The following is a 20,296-nucleotide window of genomic DNA, read 5'->3' on the forward strand; positions in this document are numbered from 1 at the left end:
TGCGTTGTAGTTGGTAGCGTTGCCGCGACACAATATCCGGATTGGGCGCGGTATACAAGCATCAATCTAGGAAGGTGCGATGACTAAAGCCAATGACGTAAAGCGGCAATGGCTGTACGACGAAGTGTGGCGCGTTCCGATGGCAGAAGTTGGCGAGAATCTAGGCATTTCACGCGAAACAGTGAGGTGGGCGTGTATCAAGCTGGGCATACCACGTCCACCGCAGGCCTACTGGGTTCATCTTTGGAAGGGGCATCCGCGCGACCCGCGCCCGTCGCTACTGCCGCTTGCAAGAGGGCAGCGTAGCTCAATCACTCGGGCGGATTTGTTGAAGCAGGAGCGTCCCAAGCGACGAAAGAACCCCGAATTGGAGAAGCGGCGTGCAGATGAGCGGAGGCGAATCCTTGATGAGTATCTTGAGCTTGAGCAGTTAAATCAGGAAGTTGACGATTGGCACCGCGCCGAACTGATGCGAGGCTATCTCGCCGAACTGGACCGCCGTCTCAGTGATGGCGGGCGGCAGGGAAGTGGTTATGAGGATTGGCGTATTAGGGCAGAGGCAGCAATTGTAGAACTAGACAAATCCAATTTGCGTGTGAAGATGTCAAAACGATAGTTGTGCCACTGTCTTGCTCCTGACGGCGCAATGTCGTAGGTGGGCCGCGTTTGAATCAGGCTAATGAAAGCTCTGTGCAAATGCAGCATCAAAAACACCTTGCAGGTTCAAGAGAACTGCATTATCCGGCCCTGTTAGATAAAGTGCTAACTCGCCTGTCGGAGTGCACAGTAAAACCGCCTTGGTAGGAGGTTTTTTCCCGACTGCCCCGGCTTGACCAAATGGAGTTACATCAGCGAACCCATTGTTGTTTAAGTAGCCTACTGCCCAAGTTTGGCAGACCCCCGGATTGGGGAAGCGTTGTGGATGCATACCAAAAATGACGTGAGGACCCTCGCTCATCTCTGTCTGCAAGGCCTGCAACGCAGCCTGCGCAGTGGTCAGTTGATTCCTCAGGTCAGAAACTTGGTTAGCAAGGCATTGTAAGTTTTGTCGTACGTCGGCCGCTTTATCATTGTCCAAGAGCACTGATCGGCAGTCTGCAAGCGCAGGGATTGATGTGACAGTCGCCAAAACGAGAACGTAGATATTCCGTTGCAATTTTTTCATTATCGGCAAACGATTGGTTGATCTTCTTTTGGGCCAGAGCATGGATTAGGCGGAGCGGCCTCAGCGGGCGCGACAGTTTGATGAGAGATCGGCGCGCTGCTGTCGGCTGAGTAGGTCATTACGGGGAACCACCCGCCATACCAAGAAACCTTAAATGGCAAGAACGCCTGTCCCAACGTAGCGAAAATGTAATAAACGACAATCACGACTATTAGCAGCCGACCAAACAGACTGCCGAGCAGCAGCTTTACAAGGGCAACAATCCAGTGGTCGCTTGCATTGTTTGATGAGTTGCCCCGGGCGGGCGTTCCTGTGTCTTCGGCCATCGTCCTCTCCCCGCGCAACTTACGTAACGTGTGACCTCTAGAGCATCTCAATTCAGAATAGGTCAAGTCTGATTGACAGTGCGAATTCGAAAAGCTCCGGACCGCCGAAACATAGACCATTCGACCGACCCACGTAGCGGTTCAGCGCCCTATAGCGGGGGGGCGGCGGAATGATGTAGAGGCATGCCAGCCAATGACTTTGGCGTCGAAGAACCGTAGTGCGCACCGAAATGTCCGAACGGAGTCGGCGCGTACGGAGTTTCAATGACCCTAGGGATTCAGCTGACAGGCAGGGAGGGACGTCGAGCGGGACCATTTCCGATAGAATCGCGACTGTCATCGTCCGGTCACATTGTCGCGACCGCGCAACACCGGGCAAATTATTTTTCGTCCCGATTTAGTACAAGCATTCTAGGCAATAACTAAGTGCTTGATTCTAATGAGAAAAAAGGCATTTATGTTCGGTCGATTCATGCCCACCGAGGGCAAGTTCTTTGAAATTTTCAATGCACACGCAACGTGCATCGTCTCGGCAAGCCGCGAACTCGAGCTGCTGATCGACAACCTGCAGGACGCCGAGACCCACAAGCAAAACGTGCAGAAAGCCGAGAAGGCCGCTGACAAGCTCACGCACGAAACCATCGACCTGCTGCACAAGACGTTCATCACGCCGCTCGACCGTGACGAGATCCACAAGCTGATCACCACGATGGACGACATCCTCGACCTGATGGAAGACGTCGCCACCGCCATTTCGCTGTACGACGTGCAGGCCGTGACCTCCGAGGCGAGCCAATTGGCGCACATCTGCACGGCAACCTCCGAGCGTGTGCAGTTCGCCGTGAGCCTGCTGTCCGACATGAAGCAGGCGAGCCAGATCCTGAAGGCCTGCGAGGACATCGACCGTCTGGAATCGGAAGCCGACCGTGTGCTGCGCTCGGCCATGTCGAAACTGTTCCGCGAAGAAGACAACGTCAAGACCCTGATCAAGCTCAAAGCGATCTACGAATTGCTCGAAACGATCACGGACAAGTGTGAAGATGTAGCGAACATCATCGAAGGCATCGTGCTGGAAAACGCATAATGCAATCGATACAACTCTCAATCTGGGTCGTCGCCGGCCTGGTCGCCGTCGCGCTGATTTTCGACTTCATGAACGGCTTCCACGACGCGGCGAATTCGATCGCCACGGTCGTCTCGACCGGCGTGCTGAAGCCGCAGCAGGCGGTGGCTTTCGCGGCGGCCTTCAACGTCATCGCGTATTTTGTGTTCCACCTGAAAGTGGCCTCAACCGTCGGCAAGGGCACAATCGACCCGAACATCGTCGACCATTACGTGATTTTTGGCGCGCTGGTCGGCGCAATCGGCTGGAATATCATCACTTGGCATTACGGCATTCCGTCGAGCTCCTCGCATGCGCTGATCGGCGGCCTGGTGGGCGCGGCGCTCGCCAAGTCGGGCTGGGGCTCGCTCAATTTCGACGGCCTGATGAAGACGGTGGCCTTCATCTTCATTTCGCCGCTGCTTGGCTTCGTGCTCGGCTCGTTCTTCATGCTGGCGGTGTCGTGGATCTACTTCCGCACGCCGCCGAGCAAGGTCGACCGGCGTTTCCGGCGCCTGCAACTGGTGTCGGCGGGCTTGTATAGCCTCGGCCACGGCGGCAACGACGCGCAGAAGACCATCGGCATTATCTGGATGCTGCTGATTGCGACCGGCTATGCGTCGTCTTTCGCGGATGCGCCGCCGCTGTGGGTGATCGGCGGCTGCTATCTCTCCATGGGTGTCGGCACGCTGTTCGGCGGCTGGCGCATTGTCCGCACGATGGGCCAGAAGATCACCAAGCTCAAGCCGGTCGGTGGTTTTTGCGCGGAGTCGGGTGGCGCGATCACGCTGTTTACCGCCTCGTGGCTCGGCATTCCGGTGTCCACCACGCACACGATTACCGGCGCGATCGTCGGTGTCGGCGCGACGCAGAAGCTGAGTGCGGTGCGTTGGGGCGTGGCCGGTAACATTGTGTGGGCCTGGATTCTGACGATCCCGGCTTCCGCCGCGCTCTCCGGCGCTGCCTGGTGGCTCGGCCACCGTTTCCTGTAAAGCGCGCGGCGGCGCTGCCTGCCGCGCTATCAAACTGTCTGGGTTCGAAGCGCGCCGTCTAGATCAGCGGCGCGCTGCCTCCATCCATCGGGACGATTGCGCCCGTCACATAGCTCGCGCGGCGGCTCGCCAGGAACAGCGCGACGTCGGCGATTTCCTCCGGTTTGGCATAGCGTCCGAGCGGCACTTTGGCCTGCCCGCGCGCGAGCGCTTCCGCGCTCTCGATGCCTTGCTGCGTCGCTTCGAGCTTGACCGCTTCCTCGACACGCTCGGTCAGCGTCGAGCCAGGGTTGATCGCGTTGATGCGGATGCCATAGCGCGCGTAATAGTGGGCGAGGCCGACGGTGGCGAGCATCAGCGCGGCGTTCGCGGCGCCGCCAGCAATATGGATATCGCTCGCTATCTTGCCACCCATGCCGATGATGTTGACGATCGTGCCGGGCTCGCCGCCGCTGCTGGCCTTGGCGCGCTCGGCCATACGGCGCAGCACTTCCTGTTGGGGATAGATGTAGGGGAAGTATTTCGCTTCCATGGTGGCGCGGAACGCGTCGGCGTCGAGCGTTTCCGGGTCGTAGCGGCGCGCGGCGCCGGCGCTGTTGATCAGTATGTCGATCGGGCCGACCGCGGTGCTGACTTCTTCGACGATGTCGGCGGCGCTGTGCGGTTCATGCAGATCGGCTCGGGTCCGGTGTACATGCAGGCCTTCCTGCTTCAACTGCTCGTAAGCACGCGCGAGGTTGGCGGGATCGCGCGACACGATCGCGACTTTCGCGCCCTCGAGCGCAAACGCCCGGGCGCACGCGAACCCGATTCCCTTGCTGCCGCCCGTGATCAACACCACCTTGTCTTTAAGCCCGAGATCCATCGTCATCACCCGCTGTCGGAAGAATATCGATGACGATAGCAGATCGGCGGCGTCGCTGTGGTGTGTGGGTTAGTGGTCAGGCGCAGGATAGCGAGCGGCTGGGTGTTGGTGTCCGGCGCGTGCGGTTATGGCCGGCCTGGGCCGCGAAGCATGACGCCGAGCCAGGGTGCTCCGAGGCTGTTGGCGTGCTGATCCGGGACGCGTCGACGGTCAGGCCGGCGTCGCGGCGTCAGAAATTGCCGTTGGCGAAGCGGGCGATCGGGTCGTCGTTGGTTTGCGTGGGGGCCGGCATGCCGCGCGAGCCTGTCGAAGCCCGCATGATCTGCACGCTGCCATTCTCATCGGCTTGCTGCGCCTGCCGAGCTTGACGCGCGGCAACGGACGCGGGCGGCGGTGGCTCGAACGCCTCGGCGGCGGCGTCGATTGGATCGGGCGCGCGGGAGGTCGCCATCGGCGGAGCCGTGCGTGAAGCGGCCGACTGTTGTTGAGCGGGTGCGCCGGCGTTGGCGTCATAGGCGCTGGCTTGAGCGGCCGGAACCGGCGTCGGCGACACCGCGCCTGCCGCACGCGCCTGCATCTGCGCCGCGCTCAGGCCCGGCGGTGGTGGTTCGAACGGATCGGTTTGCGGCGTCGCCGCGGTCGTTGTCGGTTGCGCCTCAGTGGTCAACGGCGAGCGTGGTGTCGCCACGACGCGGGCTGTCTGTTGCGATTGCGATTGGGGTTGCAGCGCGCCTGCGGCATAAACCGGCGGCTGTGTAGCTGTCTTCGCCGACGTCGGCGCCACGGTCGCCGCCTTACCTGCATACGCCGGCGCACCTGCCGTCCCCGCGGCACCCGCCACCCCCGCATACGTTGGCGCCGCCGTCTGCGCCACCGGCGCGACGCGTTCAGGCTGCGGCGTCGCCGCCTGATAGCTCGGCGTATCGAACGGCGCCGGTGTCGCGGCCGGCCCGGCCACGCGGCGGATCCCGTCGAAACGCTTGGCCCAATACGGATTGGTCAGATAGTCGAGCCGCACCGTGCCGCCGGTCGACGGCGCGTTGACGAAGCGCAGCTTGCCCACATAAATGCCGACGTGCGAATGCGCGCGCCCCGTCGTATTAAAGAAAATCAGGTCGCCCGGCGCGATCTCTTCCGGTTCGATCGATTCGCCGCGCCCGCTCATGTCCGCCGTCGTGCGCGGCAGATTCACGGACGCCGCACGCGAAACCACATAGCGAACCAGTCCGCTGCAATCGAAGCCACTATCCGGCGTATTCCCGCCCCAACGATATGGAATGCCGACGAGACTCATCGCCTGAATCGAGATTTCTTCGCGGCCGATGCTGTGATCGACGAAATTCGGGAAGCCGGGCGGCGGAGCATGATAAGCGCCGTTCGCCACCACGACCGAACTGCCCGAGCGCGACGACGTCTTCTGCGGTGTGCCGGCACAGGCGGCGAGCAGCAGAACGGTCAGCAGCGAAAAGGCGAGTCGGCGCATGAAGACGAGGAGAGCGGTAAAAGCCCATTTAACGGCGAACGATGTCGGGATGGTAGCCCTTGGGCCCTTCCTCCGGCAAGAATTCTTGACAAATTACTTGAAGTTCGTGCGCTAAGTGTTGCCCGGCGGGAACGCGCGGCCAAGAAAAAAGCCGCGTCCGGACTACTCCGGACGCGGCTTTTGCTTAAAGCTAGCTAACTGAAACTTAAAGAATTTCCGACGCGTAGTCGGCAAGGCGCGAACGCTCGCCACGCGCCAGCGTCACATGTCCGCTGTGCGCCCAACCCTTGAAGCGATCGACCACGTACGTCAGGCCCGAACTGCCTTCCGTCAGATAAGGCGTATCGATCTGCGCGATGTTGCCCAAGCAGATGATCTTCGTACCGGGACCCGCGCGCGTGACCAGCGTCTTCATCTGCTTCGGCGTCAGGTTTTGCGCTTCGTCGATAATCAGATACTTGTCCACGAACGTGCGGCCACGCATGAAGTTCATGCTCTTGACCTTCAGGCGCGAGCGAATCAGTTCCTGCGTCGCGGCGCGGCCCCATTCGCCGGCTGCGTCGTCGGTTTTCTGCAGGACTTCGAGGTTGTCATCGAATGCACCCATCCACGGCTGCATTTTTTCCTCTTCCGTACCCGGCAGGAAGCCGATGTCTTCGCCGACCGGCACCGTCGCGCGCGTCACGATGATCTCGTTGTAGCGCTTGTCGTCCAGCACCTGTGCGAGGCCGGCGGCGAGCGCGACCAGCGTCTTGCCGGTGCCGGCCTGACCCAGCAGCGTGACGAAGTCGATCTCCGGATTCATCAACAGGTTCAGCGCGAAGTTCTGCTCGCGGTTGCGCGCCGTGATGCCCCACACGTTGTTCTTGTGGTGGCCGTAGTCGCGCAAGGTTTGCAGCAGCGCCGTCTTGCCGTTCAGCTCGCGCACCAGCGCGTGAAACGCCGGCTCGCCGTTTTGCGGCTCGAGATAGACGAACTCGTTGACCAGCATCGAGGCGCACAGCGGACCTGTGACACGGTAGTACGTCGTACCGGTCTTGGTGTCCTGCCAGCTCTCCATGCCCTTTGCGTGCTTGGTCCAGAAATCCTGCGGCAGCGCGCGGATGCCGGAATACAGCAGATCGCTGTCTTCGAGCACCTGGTCGTTGAAGTAGTCTTCAGCGGGCAGGCTGAGCGCATGCGCCTTGATGCGCATGTTGATGTCTTTCGACACCAGCACGACCTGGCGATCCATCCGGTCGCGCTGCAACGCGCGCACCACGCCGAGGATCTGGTTATCGGCCTTGCCTTCCGGCAGGCCTTCCACCGGCTCGATGGCGTTGAGCGTGGTCTGGAAGTACAGACGCCCGGAAGCCTCGCGGCTGCCCAGACGGGCCAGCGAAATGCCGTCGGATATGTTGCCGGCGTTCGCCACCAGCGCGTCGAGCGTGCGGCTCACCTGGCGAGCGTTGCGCGCGACTTCCGACATGCCTTTCTTGTGGTTGTCGAGTTCCTCCAACGTCATCATCGGCAGATAGACGTCGTGTTCCTCGAAACGGAACAGGCAGCTCGGGTCGTGCATCAGCACGTTCGTGTCGAGCACGAAGAGCTTCTGGATTTCAACCGGCTCGGTGCCCGCGCCGCGTTTCTTGGTGGTGCCACGCGTGCTCGGCGCGGCAGCCGTGGGCGTGCTTGCTTCAGCCTGCTTCGCGCTCGGCGCGCGGGCGACGACAGGCTGCGCAGCCGGCTCGGCTTGCGGACGGCTAGCGGGAACCGGTTGCAGCAGTGCGGCGGTCTGCTTCGTTTTGCGACCACGCGCCGGAGCAGCTTGTTCAGCGGATGCGGACGCAACTGCGGCAGCCGACGATGCCGGCACAGGCCGCAAGGTGGTCGCGGCATTGGCGGCGTGCGCCATCGGCGTGGCGACGTTCGCGCGGCCGTAATCGGCCGACTCTGCGGATTCCCCTTCGACAGCCTGCTTCTTCGCGGCGGAGCGCGCCGGGCTGGCGGCTTTGGCCTTGTATTCGTCAGGCGGCAGGAGATTGCCGAGCTTGCTGGGGGGGGTAGGCAAAGGCATGGTTTCCCTCGAATTAATCGGGTCACATATCGTGCGCCGCCTGTCGCATTCTGCCGGTGCCAGTGAGTGCGCACGCAGATTGCGCCCGGAGGCGCGCATTCGGTCTAGAGATGCCGGTTCGCCTGGTCTTCGATCGGCTCCTTAACGGATGCGCGTGGCCGAGTGAACGAACGGCTGCGCGCAATTAAAAAAGCCGCCGCCCCGGCGTACGGGGCAAGCGGCTCGCCTACAGTGCTCGCGTTGCACCTCGCGACTCCGACGGAACCCAGGAAACGGGAAGCGGCCGTCAAGTCTGGCGCAGCGGCAAAAATTTGGGGTGTACAGGCACTCATTGCAACCCAATATAACGCGCCTCAAAGCGCTTGTACAGCCTCCAGAATATCGTCGACGTGGCCCGGCACTTTCACGCCGCGCCACTCCTGGCGGAGCACGCCTTCAGCGTCGATGAGGAACGTGGAGCGTTCAATCCCCCGTACTTCTTTGCCATACATTTTCTTCATTTTGATGACGTTGAAGAGCGCGCACAGCGTTTCCTCGGGATCCGAGATCAACGGGAAGGGCAATTCGAGCTTTGCCTTGAAGTTGTCATGCGAGCGCAGGCTGTCGCGCGACACGCCGAGGATTTCCGCGCCGGCCTTCTTGAACTTCGGATACAGATCGCGGAACTGCAGACCTTCGGTCGTGCAGCCCGGCGTGTTGTCCTTCGGATAAAAATACAGCACCACCTTCTTGCCCCGCAGCTTGGACAGCGTGATCTCGCCACCGGTAGCGGGGGCGGTGAAGTCGGGGATGGGTTGGTCGACTGCAATGGGCACGAGGTTCTCCGGTTGTGATGGCCTGCGCCGGATGAGTGCGGCGGCGTCGGCCTGGCATCGAGACTTGGGGGAGGGGCGGCCGGCGCGCGGCATGCTCTCGCGCGGCGGCGGGTCTGTCAGGGCCGGCTGCGGATCGACCAGTCAGGGCTGGACAATCAACTCGCCGGAGCGCCCTGGAATTTCGCCCCATGTAACAGGGTACGATGGCAGCGTGCTGCGGTCTAGCGTCGCGTAGTAATCACCCATCGTCGCGAAGGTGTGGCCTTGCGCGCGCCAGCCTTCCAGAAGCTGCTCGAAGATCGGCGCGAGCTTTTGCCCTTCGAGTTCCGCGTGCAGCGTGAACACCTGGTCGTGCGGATTGTTTTCCGTGTGCTTCAACATCCATGCGGCGACGTTGTGCGCTTCGACACCGTCCACGCCGAGCACTTCGTCGAGCGTGGGCAGCGTGGTGGGCATCTGCACATGCGAGAGCGTACGGCCGTCGAGCACCGGCAGATACGGCGAGTGGCCCCGTCCGTCGGACGCGTAGTGCATGCCCCAGGCGTCGATCTGTTCGAACGCATGGCCGTTCATTTGCCAGCCCGCCGCGCCATGGGTGACCGGCGGCGCGCCGAACACCTCGACAAAACGGTCGTGGCTTTGCTGCATCTGCGCCGCCGTCCATGCGCGATCTTTCGTGCGCACGTTGTCCTGCCAGTAGACGTGATCCCACGTATGAATGCCGCATTCGAAGCCGGCTTCATGGATCGCGCGCATCTCCGCCGAGGCCTTGGCGCCGATGTCCGGACCGGGCAGCAGCACGCCGTACATCAACTGCTTGACCCCGTAGTGTTCGACCACCGAAGTGCGCGACACTTTCTTCAGAAAGCCCGGCCGCAGCACGCGGCGCATTGCCCAACCGGTGTGGTCGGGCCCGAGGCTGAAGAGGAAGGTGGCGCGCGCCTTGAAGCGGTCGAAAATGCGTGCGAGGTTCGGCACGCCTTCGCGGGTGCCGCGCAGCGTGTCGACGTCGATCTTCAGGACGATGCGAGCCAAGGATCAGCCCTTATTGCTGTTCGACGAGCGCGCGCGCTTCGCCGACGTGGCCGCGATACGCTTCGAAAATCTTGCGCAGTGCTTCGTCGAAGGTCGACTTCGGTGCCCAGTCGAGTTCCTGCATCGTGTTGTCGATCTTCGGCACGCGGTTCTGCACGTCCTGATAGCCCGCGCCGTAGTACGCGCCCGACGAGGTTTCGACCAGTTGCACCTGCTTGGCCGTTTCCGCGTATTCCGGGAATTCGGCGGCGAGCGTCAGCATCTTGTGCGCGAGTTCACGCACCGAGAAATTGTTGGTCGGGTTGCCGATGTTGTAGATCTTGCCCGTGGCGATGCCGTCCTTGTTCTCGATGATCTTCATCAGCGCGCCGATGCCGTCGTCGATATCCGTGAACGCACGCTTTTGCGCGCCGCCGTCCACGAGGCTGATGTTCTCGCCGCGCACGATATGGCCGAGGAACTGCGTGACCACGCGCGAGCTGCCTTCCTTCGGCGTGTAGATCGAGTCGAGGCCCGGGCCGATCCAGTTGAACGGACGGAACAGCGTGAAGTTCAGGCCTTCCATGCCGTAACCCCAGATCACGCGGTCCATCAACTGCTTGGAGCAGGCGTAGATCCAGCGCGGCTTGTTGATCGGGCCGTACGTCAGTTGCGATTCTTCCGGATCGAACTGCTCGTCCGTGCACATGCCGTAGACCTCGGAGGTGGACGGAAACACGAGGTGCTTGCCGTACTTGACGGCCGAACGCACGATCGGCAGGTTCGCCTCGAAATCCAGTTCGAACACGCGCAGCGGCTGCTTCACGTACGTGGCGGGCGTGGCGATCGCGACCAGCGGCAGGATCACATCGCACTTCTTGACGTGATATTCGACCCACTCCTTGTTGATCGTAATGTCGCCTTCGAAGAAGTGCATCCGTTCATGATTGATGAGGTCGCCCAGACGTTCGGTCTGCATGTCCATCCCGAACACTTCCCAGTCGGTCGTTTCGAGAATGCGCTTGGACAGGTGATGGCCGATGAAGCCGTTCACACCCAGAATCAGGACTTTTTTCATTGATGACGGGGAGTTTGGATGAGCTGGGCAAATTCGGCCGGAGTGACGACAGCCTCGCTGCCGTCGTGCTGGTGCCGCAATTCGTGGATGGCGATCGCGCGGCCGTCGCCGCATATCGCGAAAACGGCATTATCGCTTACGTGCAGGCCCGGGGGCAAATCCGAACGAAGCGCGCCGGGCGCGGCCAGCCGCGCGCGCGTGACGATGAAACGCCGCTCGCCGAGGTCCGTAAAAGCGCCGGGATAGGGCGGCGCGACCGCGCGGATCAGGTTGTAGACCTGCTGCGCCGATTGCGTCCAGTCGATGCGGCCGTCTTCCGGCTTGCGTCCGCCGTAGTAGCTGCCGTGCGCGAGATCGTTCGGCAGACGCGGCGCCTCGCCCGCCAGCAGGGACGGCAGCACGCGCCACAGCGTTTGCTCGGCGGCCACCGTGACCTTGTCGAACACTTGCGCGGCGGTGTCGTCGGGCAGGATCGGCACCGGCGTTTGCGCGAGGATCGCGCCCGCGTCCGGCTTGGCGGCCATTTCGTGCAGCGTCGCGCCGGTTTCCGTTTCGCCGTGAATCACCGCCCAGTTGGTCGGCACACGGCCACGGTATTTCGGCAGCAGCGAGCCGTGCATGTTGTAAGCGCCCCGTGCGGCGAGCGCCAGCACGTCGACCGGCAGCATGTGACGGTAGTAGAACGAGAAGATGAAGTCCGGATGCGCGGCGCTCACCGCGGCGCGCAGTTCGGGGCTCTTCGGATCGTTCGGCGTGACGACCGGAATGCCGTGCTCGGCCGCGACCGAGGCGACGCTGCCGAACCAGATGTTTTCGGTCGGGCTGTCTTCGTGCGTGACAACGAGCGCCACGTCCACGCCGCGCGCGAGCAGCACCTGCAGGCAGCGCACGCCGACGTTGTGATACGCGAATACGACAGCGCGTGGCTTCATGGATTCGGGCCCTGATCGAGGAGCGGCGCGGCCTGCACGGCCTGCACGACGGCCTGGCGCGGCGCTTCGGTCACGGTCGTGCCGTCGCGCTGTTCGAGAATGGTCTGCACGAGGTAGCGCGGACGCGCGCGCACCTGCTGATAGATCCGGCCGATATATTCGCCGAGCAGGCCGAGCGCGAAGATGATCACGCCGAGCAGGAAGAAGGTGATAGCGAACAGCGTGAACACACCTTGCACTTCCGCGCCGATGATGAAGCGCCGAATCAGCAGCAGCACGAACAGCGCCGCGGAGCCGAGCGACAGGATCACGCCGATGAACGACAGCCATTGCAGCGGCACGACCGAGAAGCCGGTCACGAGATCGAAGTTCAGGCGGATCAGCGAATACAGCGAGTACTTCGATTCGCCGGCAAAACGCTCCTCGTGCGCGACCTCGATTTCGACCGGATTCTGCGCGAAGGTGTAGGCGAGCGCCGGGATGAACGTGTTGATTTCGCCGCAGCGATTGATCGTGTCGATGATGTGCCGGCTGTATGCGCGCAGCATGCAGCCCTGGTCGGTCATCTTGATGCGGGTGATGCGCTCGCGCAGCCGGTTCATCGCGCGCGACGCCTTGCGGCGCCACAGGCTGTCCTGGCGTTGCAGGCGAATCGTGCCGACATAGTCGTAGCCTTCGCGCATCTTGTTGACCAGCTTGCTGATTTCTTCCGGCGGATTCTGCAGGTCGGCGTCGAGCGTGATGACGATCTCGCCGCGCGATTGCTCGAAGCCCGCCAGAATCGCCATGTGCTGGCCGTAGTTGCCGTTCAGCAGAATCACGCGGGTCGTGTCGGGACGCGCGCGGAACTGTTCGGCGAGCAGGGCGGCGGATTTGTCGCGGCTGCCGTCGTTGATAAAGATCACTTCATAACCGGTGCCGAGGGCGTCGAGCGCCGGATACAGGCGCGCGAACAGTGCAGCCAGACCGGCTTCCTCGTTGTACACCGGGACGATGACCGACACTTCCGGTGCGGCAGCGCGATGTTCCGAATAAATCATTTCCGCTTATTTTCCGTATTGTTCGCAAATTTCATTGACCGCGCGGCACACCCGCTCCACGTCGCCTTCGTTCATCAACGTGAAGAGCGGCAGCGTGACGTTGGTCGCGCCGAACTTCTCCGCATGCGGGAACATGCCTTCCTTGAAGCCGCGCGCGCGGTACAGCGAGAACAGGTGGATCGCCGGGTAGTGCACGCCCGAACCGATGCCGCGTTCTTTCAATTGACCCATGAAGCCGGCGCGGTCGATCGACAGTTTGTCGAGCGGCAGCGTGATCTGGAACATGTGCCAGTTGCTGTTTTCATGGTCAGCAAACGGCAGGCCGACTCCCAGTTTCAGCGCCGCGCCGCCTTCCAGACCCGCGAAATACGCGCGCACGAGCTTTCTGCGCTGCGCGAGGAAGCGCTCCAGATGCGGCAACTGGCCGAGGCCGACACGCGCGGCGACATCCGTCAGGTTGTACTTGCCGCCCAGCACGTCGCAGTCCATACCGTCGAAACCGGTGCGCGTGATGCCTTGCAGCCGGTATTTCTGCGCGAGGATCGCTTCTTCCTCGTTGTTCAGCACCAGCGCGCCGCCTTCGATCGAGGTCAGGTTCTTGTTCGCGTGGAAGCTGAACGAGACCATGTCGCCCAGCTTGCCGATGCGCTCGCCTTTCCACGTCGAGCCGAACGCCTGCGCGGCGTCTTCGATCACGCGCAGCTTGTGGGCGCGGGCGATCTCGTACAGACGGTCCATATCCACCGGCAGGCCCGACAGATACACCGGAAGCAGCGCCTTGGTGCGCGGCGTGATGGCTTTTTCGAGCAGGTCGAGGTCGATATTACGGGTGGCCGGGTCGATGTCGACGAACACCGGTGTCGCGCCGACTTCATAGATCACGTTGCTGGTCGACACCCACGAGGCCGGTGTCGTGATGACTTCGTCGCCTTCGCCCACGCCGGCGATACGCAGGCCGATTTCCAGCGTCGCCGTGCCGGAGTTGAACGTGCGCACCGGACGGCCGCCGCAGAACTCGGAAAGCGCCGCTTCGAACTTCTGGTTCTGCGGACCGGTGGTGATCCAGCCGGAGCGCAGCACGTCGGCGACGCCCTGAATCGTTTCCTCATCGATCTCGGGTTTGACAAAAGGCAAGAACGGGACTGTTGACTGGGTCATGAATGCTTCGCTCGATTGAAAGGGCGCAACCCGAAGGGCGCGAAGTACACCACACACTATGTGCGCAAACCCGGGCCGCGGCAAAAAAGGGCGCAACCGCACAGCATACCGTGGCCAACCTTACGGATTCCTTGGGCGGGCGGGTTGTCCGCTTACGGTATCTTTTGCCGTCTGCATCTTCTCAGTCGGCGCTGGCGATAAACAGTAATAAATTGTGTCCGGCACACCGTTGCCCCGGACCGCGGCAACTAGCTGCGCGCCAGCACCACCACGCCCACCAGGATGATGCCGATGCCGATCAGCTTCTGTACCGACAGCACTTCGCCGAACAGGTACCACGCCGCGAACGCATTGACGATGTAGCCGAGCGACAGCATCGGATAGGCGATCGACACGTCCACCCGCGACAGCCCGATGACCCACACTGCCACGCTGATCACATAACAGGTCAGGCCGCCGATGATCGGCGGCTGGGTTGCCAGGCGAAAGGCGATGGGCAGGATGTTCGCACGGGTGAATTCGAAGTGTCCAACGGCATTCGTACCGGCTTTGAGCAGCAACTGCGCACCGGCGTTCAACGTGACGCCTGCAAGAATGCAAAAGAGGGAAATCGGGTTCATCGAACGGTTAGATCCTGATATGGGGTCATTGTTGTGCTTTTTCTACTGGCGTCGGTGCCGGCGCTTCGGCTGCCGGCGTGCCGGGCGCCGTGGGCGTGGCCATCGGCTTTTCCACCACCACGCGGCGCGAGTCGCGGGCGATCACCTGCATCGGCAGGCCTTCCTTGAGGAGGCGGTCGTAAGTCGGCGGCGGGAGCAGCGCGAGCGCGTAGCGGTCGGCCTTCCAGCGCTCGATCCAGGCATCGACGGCGGGAATCCATTTCTGCGGCTCGACGGACACGCCGAACGCCAGTTCGTCGGGATGCTCGACCATGATCATGGTGTGGTCGACATAGAACGGCATCGTGTGGTCGAGCACGCCGACCGAGTAAAACGGCGTATCCGCCGGCAACTTCGCGATCTCGGTCTTGATGGCGGGCGCGAGCGGCGCGCCGGAGCTGAGCCGGCCGAACACGTCGTGACCCGTGCCGGCGATGGTGCCGAGCAGCAGCCACGCCGCGCCGAAGGTGGCGACGGCGCCGAGGCTGCCGGCCCGGCTGCGGCGGTTCAGCCACAGCGCGGCCAGCGTCAGCACGAAAGCGACGGCGAGCGCCGCCAGCACCCACGTGCGGTATTCGGCGTACAGTTCGGCCGGATTGCGGGCGCTGCCGAAGCGCGCCATGAACAATGCGGCGAACGCGGCCACGACGAGGAAGAGCGCATAACCGGCAAGATGGCGGCGCAATTGGTCGCGCGTGACGAGCGGCAGATACATGCCGATCAGCAGTGCGATCGGCGGCGCGATCGGCAGCGTGTAGGACAGCAGCTTCGAGTGCGACGCGCTGAAGAACAGGAAGATGAAGACGGTCCACGTCAGCATCAACGTGACTGGAGCGAAGCCGTTCGGCTGGCGCGGCAGACGCCACGCGTGGCGCACGCTTTGCAGCGTCACCGAGAGCCACGGCAGAAAGCCCACGATCATCACCGGCACGAAGTAGTAGAACGGCCCCGGACGGTTCTGCTCAGGCGTCAGATAGCGATTGAACTGCTGAACGATGAAAAAGAAGTTCAGGAATTCCGGGTTGCGCTGCTGCACCAGTACGAACCACGGCGTGACGATCGCAAAGAACACGATCAGGCCGCCGATCAGATGCAGGCGCTTCCACAGGGCCCAGTCACGCGCGATCACCGTGTAAAGCACGAGCACGGCGCCCGGCAGGATCACGCCGACGAGACCCTTGGACAGCACGGCCAGCGCCATCGAACCCCAGCACACCCACATCCAGCCGCGCACGCTGCCGGTCGGCAGGTTGGGGCGCTGCGCGAGCATCAGCGCGCACAGCGTCAGCTCCATCCAGAACGACAGGCCCATGTCGAGCGTGTTGAAGTGGCCCATCAGGTTCCAGTACGGCGAAGTCGCCAGCACGATCGCCGCGAACACGCCAGTCGCCGCGTTGAACACGCGCGCGCCGGTGAAGCCGACCAGCAGCACGCCGGCAAAGCCCGTCAGCGCCGTGTAGAGGCGCGCCTGCCATTCGCCGATGCCGAACCACGCGAACGTGAGCGCGTTCGCCCAGGTTTGCAGCGGCGGCTTCTCGAAATACTTGTAGCCGTTGTAGCGCGGCGTGATCCAGTCGCCGGTGACGAACATCTCGCGCGCCATTTCGGCGTAGCGGCCTTCGTCGCTCGGCAGCAGATGGCGCCAGCCGAGCGGCACGAACCAGATCACGGCAAGGGCCAGCACCAGCAGCAGAATCGTGGTGCGGTTGAGCGGTAGCCTGGACGGCGTATCGTTCATGGATTTCAACCTTTGTGGCGACGCCGCGCAGGCGGCGAAGCGGTGTTGTTCGGAAATGGCGACCGGTCGGGCGGGTGGCTGTCCGTGAGGCGGCCGGCGCTTTGCCGGACGGTCATCCTCGGGGCGCGCGTGTATGAGACTGTCCGCGCCACGATCTGGTTGCCTTGCCATGCGCCGCCAGCCTCGACGGCGGCGGTTGCTTCACCTTCCGTCGACAGATCGCTGCCGGCGCGCGCGATCGTGCTCAGGCTGCCGGTCTGGCGATCAATGGCGCGCAGTGTACGTTATCGGCCGTGACGCGGCCAGGGCGCGCAGTTCAGCCCGGCGGCGCGAACGCCCCGGATACGGCGCGGGGCGGCCTGCACGCGCACCGCAACCCATACGCGCGCAGGGCATCGCGGCCCGGCTCTAGGCCTCGATCAGCAGCGCGGCCGCGACCTTGCGGCCCTCGGCCATCAGAATGTTGTACGTGCGGCAGGCGGCTTTGAGGTCCATCGTTTCGACGCCGATGCGCTTCGCGGTGAGCGCGGCGGTCAGGCGCGGATGCGGAAAGCGCAGCCGTTCGCCGCTGCCGAACACGACCACTTCGGGCGCGGCGTCGACCAGCATGGCGAAGTGCTCGGCGCTCAACTGCTCGAACGAGGAGACGGGCCAAGGAATGACCGGCGCGTCCGGCAGCACGAGAATGCTGCCCGAGTGGCGCACCAGATTGATTTCGACATAGTCGGCGCCGTAGCCGGTGACGGTGTTGAGGGCGCCGCTCGAATCCTGATGTAGTTTCAAATTGGTTTTCCGAAGTCGTCGTGAGACATCATGCGTGTGGGCGGCCTGACCGGTGCAGCCGGGGCAGGGCGATTCGACGCGAGTCGGACACGCGCATGGGGCACAAGCGGGACAGAAGCAGTCGAAAAGGCTTGCCGTTGCGGTTGGTGCATTGCGGAAGTCGGCCAAAATCCGCTAAATTATAACTTTTTAGCCGCCTTGCGGCGCCCCCCGCTCATGTGCCGCCACAAGCCGCAATGAGTTCACGGGTGCGGCCCACCGGCTACCCGCCTGGTTTTGCCCGCTTTCGGCCGCTTTCGTCTGCTTTTGTCGTGTGGTTCTTCTCGCAGCTGTACCGGTGCAATTCACCGCTGGTGCGCCTGAGGAACGCACGCCTGTTCGCCCCAGCCATCAACCAGGATGAAGTGCCCGCCGTGAAACCGATTCTCAAATCCAACAAGTTGTTGAATGTCTGCTACGACATTCGCGGGCCCGTCCTCGAACACGCGAAGCGGCTCGAAGAAGAGGGCCACCGCATCATCAAGCTGAACATCGGCAATCTCGCGCCGTTCGGCTTCGACGCGCCGGACGAAATCATTCAGGACATGATCCTGAATCTGCCGGGTTCGTCGGGATATTCCGATTCCAAAGGTGTGTTCGCCGCGCGCAAGGCGATCATGCATTACACGCAGCAAAAGGGCGTGCACGGTGTGGAGCTGGACGACATCTACATCGGCAACGGCGCCTCCGAGCTGATCGTGATGGCGCTGCAAGGCCTGCTGAACGACGGCGACGAAGTGCTGCTGCCCGCGCCCGATTACCCGCTGTGGACCGCCGGCGTAAGCCTGTCGGGCGGCACGCCGGTGCACTACATCTGCGACGAATCGAATAGCTGGATGCCCGACCTCGACGACATTCGCGCGAAAATCACGCCGAACACGCGCGCGCTCGTGGTCATCAACCCGAACAATCCGACCGGCGCGCTGTATTCGGACGAACTGCTGCTCGGCCTGATCGAGATTGCCCGCCAGCACGGCCTCGTGATCTTCGCCGACGAGGTCTACGACAAGATCGTCTACGACGGCAAGAAGCACACGTCGATGGCGGCGCTCTCCGAAGACGTGCTGACCGTCACGTTCAACAGCCTGTCGAAAAGCTACCGTTCGTGCGGTTATCGCGCCGGCTGGATGTCCATCTCCGGCCTGACCGCCGGCGAGAACCGCCGTCACGCCAAAGACTACTTCGAAGGGCTCGGCATTCTGGCGTCCATGCGCCTGTGCCCGAACGTGCCGGGCCAGTACGCGATCCAGACCGCGCTCGGCGGCTATCAGAGCATCAACGACCTGATCGTGCCGACCGGGCGTCTGTACAAACAGCGCGAACTCGCGTATGACATGTTGACGGCCATCCCCGGCGTGAGCTGCGTGAAGCCCGAAGCGGCGCTGTACATGTTCCCGCGTCTGGATCCGAAGGTGTATCCGATCCAGGACGACCAGCAGTTCATCCTCGACCTTCTGCTGGAAGAGCGCGTGCTGCTCGTGCAGGGCACCGGCTTCAACTGGAAAACGCCGGATCACTTCCGCGTCGTGTTCCTGCCGAACGTGGACGATCTCGCGGATTCCATCAACCGGATCGCGCGCTTCCTCGACGGTTACCGCAAGCGTCACACTGCCTAGCGCACAATAGAGCGTACGACGCGGCTCCCACCGCGTCGCGCCGTCCGCAAGGCGCCACCCGTTTCCTTTTAATCATCTACTCGAAAACACACGCTGCATGGAACCGATCAAAGTTGGACTGCTGGGCTTCGGCACGGTAGGCAGCGGCACCTTCACGGTACTGCGCCGCAATCAGGAAGAAATCAAACGCCGCGCGGGCCGCGGCATCGAGATTGCGCGCATTGCCGTGCGCAATCCCGCTAAAGCGACCGCGGCGCTCGGCAGTGAAGCCAGCACAGTGGCGCTGACCGATGACTTCAACGCGGTGGTCGACGACCCGTCGATCGATATCGTGGCCGAAATGATCGGCGGCACGGGCGTGGCGCGCGACCTCGTTCTGCGCGCGATCAAGAACCGCAAGCACGTGGTCACGGCCAATAAGGCGCTGCTCGCGGTGCACGGCACGGAGATCTTCGAAGCGGCGCGCGCCAACGGCGTGATGGTGTCGTTCGAGGCGGCGGTGGCGGGCGGCATTCCGATCATCAAGGCGCTGCGCGAGGGTCTGACGGCCAACCGCATCCAGTACATCGCGGGCATCATCAACGGCACGACGAACTACATTCTTTCGGAAATGCGCGATCGTGGGCTCGATTTCGCGACCGCATTGAAAGCGGCGCAGGAACTGGGTTACGCCGAAGCCGATCCGACCTTCGACATCGAAGGCGTGGACGCCGCGCACAAGGCGACCATCATGAGCGCGATCGCGTTCGGCGTGCCGGTGCAGTTCGACAAGGCTTACGTCGAAGGGATCAGCAAGCTCGCGGCGATCGACATCAAATATGCCGAGGAACTCGGCTACCGCATCAAGCTGCTCGGCATCGCGCGCCGCACCGACAAGGGCATCGAATTGCGCGTGCATCCCACGCTGATTCCGGAAAAGCGCTTGTTGGCGAACGTGGAAGGCGCGATGAACGCGGTCGTCGTGCACGGCGACGCGGTCGGCACCACGCTGTACTACGGCAAGGGCGCGGGCGCTGAGCCGACCGCGTCGGCGGTGGTGGCCGATCTGGTCGACGTGACGCGTCTGCACACGGCCGACCCGGAGCATCGCGTGCCGCATCTGGCGTTCCAGCCGGATAGCCTGTCGAGCACCCCGATCCTGCCGATCGACGAAATCACGAGCGGCTACTACCTGCGTCTGCGGGTGGCGGACGTGACCGGCGTGCTGGCCGACATCACGCGCATTCTGGCCGACACTGGCATTTCGATCGACGCGCTGCTGCAGAAGGAATCGGAGCAGGTCGACGCGAACGGCAAGGGCGAAACCGACATCATCCTGATTACGCACGAAACGGTTGAGAAGAACGTCAACGCCGCGATCAAAACGATCGAGGCGCTGAAGACCGTTGTCTCGCAAGTCACGAAGCTGCGCATGGAAGCGCTGAACTAGGCCGAA

The 20,296-nt window shown here is 62.7% G+C and carries 19 protein-coding genes; 5 read left to right on the top strand and 14 right to left on the bottom strand.

Annotation, left to right across the window (positions count from 1 at the left end; translation table 11 throughout):
- Positions 1 to 79: 79 nt before the first annotated feature.
- Complete coding sequence (locus tag HF916_RS36705) at positions 80 to 616, top strand: hypothetical protein (RefSeq protein ID WP_168793673.1); 537 nt, start codon at positions 80 to 82, stop codon at positions 614 to 616.
- Between the two features lie 60 nt (positions 617 to 676).
- On the opposite strand, the gene HF916_RS36710 is transcribed toward HF916_RS36705, so the two are convergent.
- A complete protein-coding gene (locus tag HF916_RS36710; protein WP_168793674.1) occupies positions 677 to 1,165 on the bottom strand; it encodes a hypothetical protein in 489 nt (162 codons plus the stop codon).
- On the bottom strand, positions 1,165 to 1,491 hold the full coding sequence (locus tag HF916_RS36715; protein ID WP_168793675.1) for a hypothetical protein: 327 nt from the start codon (positions 1,489 to 1,491) through the stop codon (positions 1,165 to 1,167). Before HF916_RS36715 ends, HF916_RS36710 begins: the two co-directional genes overlap by 1 nt.
- A 457-nt stretch (positions 1,492 to 1,948) precedes the next feature.
- Here HF916_RS36715 and HF916_RS36720 point away from each other — a divergent pair, with 457 nt between their 5' ends.
- Complete coding sequence (locus HF916_RS36720; RefSeq protein WP_012432805.1) at positions 1,949 to 2,575, top strand: DUF47 domain-containing protein; 627 nt, start codon at positions 1,949 to 1,951, stop codon at positions 2,573 to 2,575.
- Positions 2,575 to 3,585: an inorganic phosphate transporter gene (locus tag HF916_RS36725; protein ID WP_168793676.1), complete on the top strand. Its 1,011-nt coding sequence runs from the start codon at positions 2,575 to 2,577 to the stop codon at positions 3,583 to 3,585. Before HF916_RS36720 ends, HF916_RS36725 begins: the two co-directional genes overlap by 1 nt.
- Before the next feature lie 58 nt (positions 3,586 to 3,643).
- On the opposite strand, the gene HF916_RS36730 is transcribed toward HF916_RS36725, so the two are convergent.
- From HF916_RS36730 to HF916_RS36785, 12 genes are all read right to left on the bottom strand, one after another.
- Entirely contained in the window at positions 3,644 to 4,450 is an 807-nt protein-coding gene (locus tag HF916_RS36730) for an SDR family oxidoreductase (protein ID WP_168795767.1), read from the bottom strand.
- 229 nt (positions 4,451 to 4,679) lie between these two features.
- A complete protein-coding gene (locus HF916_RS36735; protein WP_168793677.1) occupies positions 4,680 to 5,933 on the bottom strand; it encodes an NlpC/P60 family protein in 1,254 nt (417 codons plus the stop codon).
- 205 nt (positions 5,934 to 6,138) lie between these two features.
- Positions 6,139 to 7,989 carry a PhoH family protein gene (locus tag HF916_RS36740; protein ID WP_168793678.1) on the bottom strand — a complete coding sequence of 617 codons (1,851 nt, stop codon included), beginning with the start codon at positions 7,987 to 7,989 and terminating at the stop codon, positions 6,139 to 6,141.
- Between the two features lie 353 nt (positions 7,990 to 8,342).
- Positions 8,343 to 8,804, bottom strand: coding sequence for a peroxiredoxin (locus HF916_RS36745; protein WP_073426815.1), 462 nt, complete (start codon positions 8,802 to 8,804; stop codon positions 8,343 to 8,345).
- Positions 8,805 to 8,945: 141 nt separating this feature from the next.
- Positions 8,946 to 9,839: a polysaccharide deacetylase family protein gene (locus tag HF916_RS36750; protein ID WP_168793679.1), complete on the bottom strand. Its 894-nt coding sequence runs from the start codon at positions 9,837 to 9,839 to the stop codon at positions 8,946 to 8,948.
- Positions 9,840 to 9,849: 10 nt separating this feature from the next.
- Positions 9,850 to 10,896, bottom strand: a complete 1,047-nt coding sequence (locus HF916_RS36755) for a bifunctional UDP-4-keto-pentose/UDP-xylose synthase (RefSeq protein WP_168793680.1) — start codon at positions 10,894 to 10,896, stop codon at positions 9,850 to 9,852.
- Positions 10,893 to 11,828, bottom strand: coding sequence for a formyltransferase (locus tag HF916_RS36760; protein WP_168793681.1), 936 nt, complete (start codon positions 11,826 to 11,828; stop codon positions 10,893 to 10,895). Before HF916_RS36760 ends, HF916_RS36755 begins: the two co-directional genes overlap by 4 nt.
- Complete coding sequence (locus tag HF916_RS36765) at positions 11,825 to 12,868, bottom strand: glycosyltransferase (protein WP_168793682.1); 1,044 nt, start codon at positions 12,866 to 12,868, stop codon at positions 11,825 to 11,827. The genes HF916_RS36760 and HF916_RS36765 overlap by 4 nt, the downstream gene beginning before the upstream one ends.
- Positions 12,869 to 12,874: 6 nt before the next feature.
- Positions 12,875 to 14,026: a DegT/DnrJ/EryC1/StrS family aminotransferase gene (locus HF916_RS36770; protein ID WP_168793683.1), complete on the bottom strand. Its 1,152-nt coding sequence runs from the start codon at positions 14,024 to 14,026 to the stop codon at positions 12,875 to 12,877.
- A gap of 248 nt (positions 14,027 to 14,274) precedes the next feature.
- Complete coding sequence (locus HF916_RS36775) at positions 14,275 to 14,646, bottom strand: DMT family transporter (RefSeq protein ID WP_168793684.1); 372 nt, start codon at positions 14,644 to 14,646, stop codon at positions 14,275 to 14,277.
- 25 nt (positions 14,647 to 14,671) lie between these two features.
- On the bottom strand, positions 14,672 to 16,423 hold the full coding sequence (locus HF916_RS36780; protein ID WP_168793685.1) for an ArnT family glycosyltransferase: 1,752 nt from the start codon (positions 16,421 to 16,423) through the stop codon (positions 14,672 to 14,674).
- A gap of 408 nt (positions 16,424 to 16,831) precedes the next feature.
- A complete protein-coding gene (locus HF916_RS36785; protein ID WP_168793686.1) occupies positions 16,832 to 17,206 on the bottom strand; it encodes an Mth938-like domain-containing protein in 375 nt (124 codons plus the stop codon).
- Between the two features lie 404 nt (positions 17,207 to 17,610).
- Here HF916_RS36785 and HF916_RS36790 point away from each other — a divergent pair, with 404 nt between their 5' ends.
- On the top strand, positions 17,611 to 18,861 hold the full coding sequence (locus HF916_RS36790; protein ID WP_168795768.1) for a pyridoxal phosphate-dependent aminotransferase: 1,251 nt from the start codon (positions 17,611 to 17,613) through the stop codon (positions 18,859 to 18,861).
- A gap of 97 nt (positions 18,862 to 18,958) precedes the next feature.
- Complete coding sequence (locus HF916_RS36795) at positions 18,959 to 20,290, top strand: homoserine dehydrogenase (protein ID WP_168793687.1); 1,332 nt, start codon at positions 18,959 to 18,961, stop codon at positions 20,288 to 20,290.
- Positions 20,291 to 20,296 lie beyond the last annotated feature (6 nt).

Origin of the sequence: Paraburkholderia aromaticivorans (genome assembly GCF_012689525.1) — a bacterium.
GTDB lineage: Bacteria > Pseudomonadota > Gammaproteobacteria > Burkholderiales > Burkholderiaceae > Paraburkholderia > Paraburkholderia aromaticivorans_A.

Bases quoted from the DNA above. Each gene is read 5' to 3' on its own strand.
- HF916_RS36705 (WP_168793673.1), top strand. From the start codon at position 80: ATGACTAAAGCCAATGACGTAAAGCGGCAATGGCTGTACGACGAAGTG.
- HF916_RS36710 (WP_168793674.1), bottom strand. From the start codon at position 1,165: ATGAAAAAATTGCAACGGAATATCTACGTTCTCGTTTTGGCGACTGTC.
- HF916_RS36715 (WP_168793675.1), bottom strand. From the start codon at position 1,491: ATGGCCGAAGACACAGGAACGCCCGCCCGGGGCAACTCATCAAACAAT.
- HF916_RS36720 (WP_012432805.1), top strand. From the start codon at position 1,949: ATGTTCGGTCGATTCATGCCCACCGAGGGCAAGTTCTTTGAAATTTTC.
- HF916_RS36725 (WP_168793676.1), top strand. From the start codon at position 2,575: ATGCAATCGATACAACTCTCAATCTGGGTCGTCGCCGGCCTGGTCGCC.
- HF916_RS36730 (WP_168795767.1), bottom strand. From the start codon at position 4,450: ATGGATCTCGGGCTTAAAGACAAGGTGGTGTTGATCACGGGCGGCAGC.
- HF916_RS36735 (WP_168793677.1), bottom strand. From the start codon at position 5,933: ATGCGCCGACTCGCCTTTTCGCTGCTGACCGTTCTGCTGCTCGCCGCC.
- HF916_RS36740 (WP_168793678.1), bottom strand. From the start codon at position 7,989: ATGCCTTTGCCTACCCCCCCCAGCAAGCTCGGCAATCTCCTGCCGCCT.
- HF916_RS36755 (WP_168793680.1), bottom strand. From the start codon at position 10,896: ATGAAAAAAGTCCTGATTCTGGGTGTGAACGGCTTCATCGGCCATCAC.
- HF916_RS36760 (WP_168793681.1), bottom strand. From the start codon at position 11,828: ATGAAGCCACGCGCTGTCGTATTCGCGTATCACAACGTCGGCGTGCGC.
- HF916_RS36765 (WP_168793682.1), bottom strand. From the start codon at position 12,868: ATGATTTATTCGGAACATCGCGCTGCCGCACCGGAAGTGTCGGTCATC.
- HF916_RS36770 (WP_168793683.1), bottom strand. From the start codon at position 14,026: ATGACCCAGTCAACAGTCCCGTTCTTGCCTTTTGTCAAACCCGAGATC.
- HF916_RS36775 (WP_168793684.1), bottom strand. From the start codon at position 14,646: ATGAACCCGATTTCCCTCTTTTGCATTCTTGCAGGCGTCACGTTGAAC.
- HF916_RS36780 (WP_168793685.1), bottom strand. From the start codon at position 16,423: ATGAACGATACGCCGTCCAGGCTACCGCTCAACCGCACCACGATTCTG.
- HF916_RS36795 (WP_168793687.1), top strand. From the start codon at position 18,959: ATGGAACCGATCAAAGTTGGACTGCTGGGCTTCGGCACGGTAGGCAGC.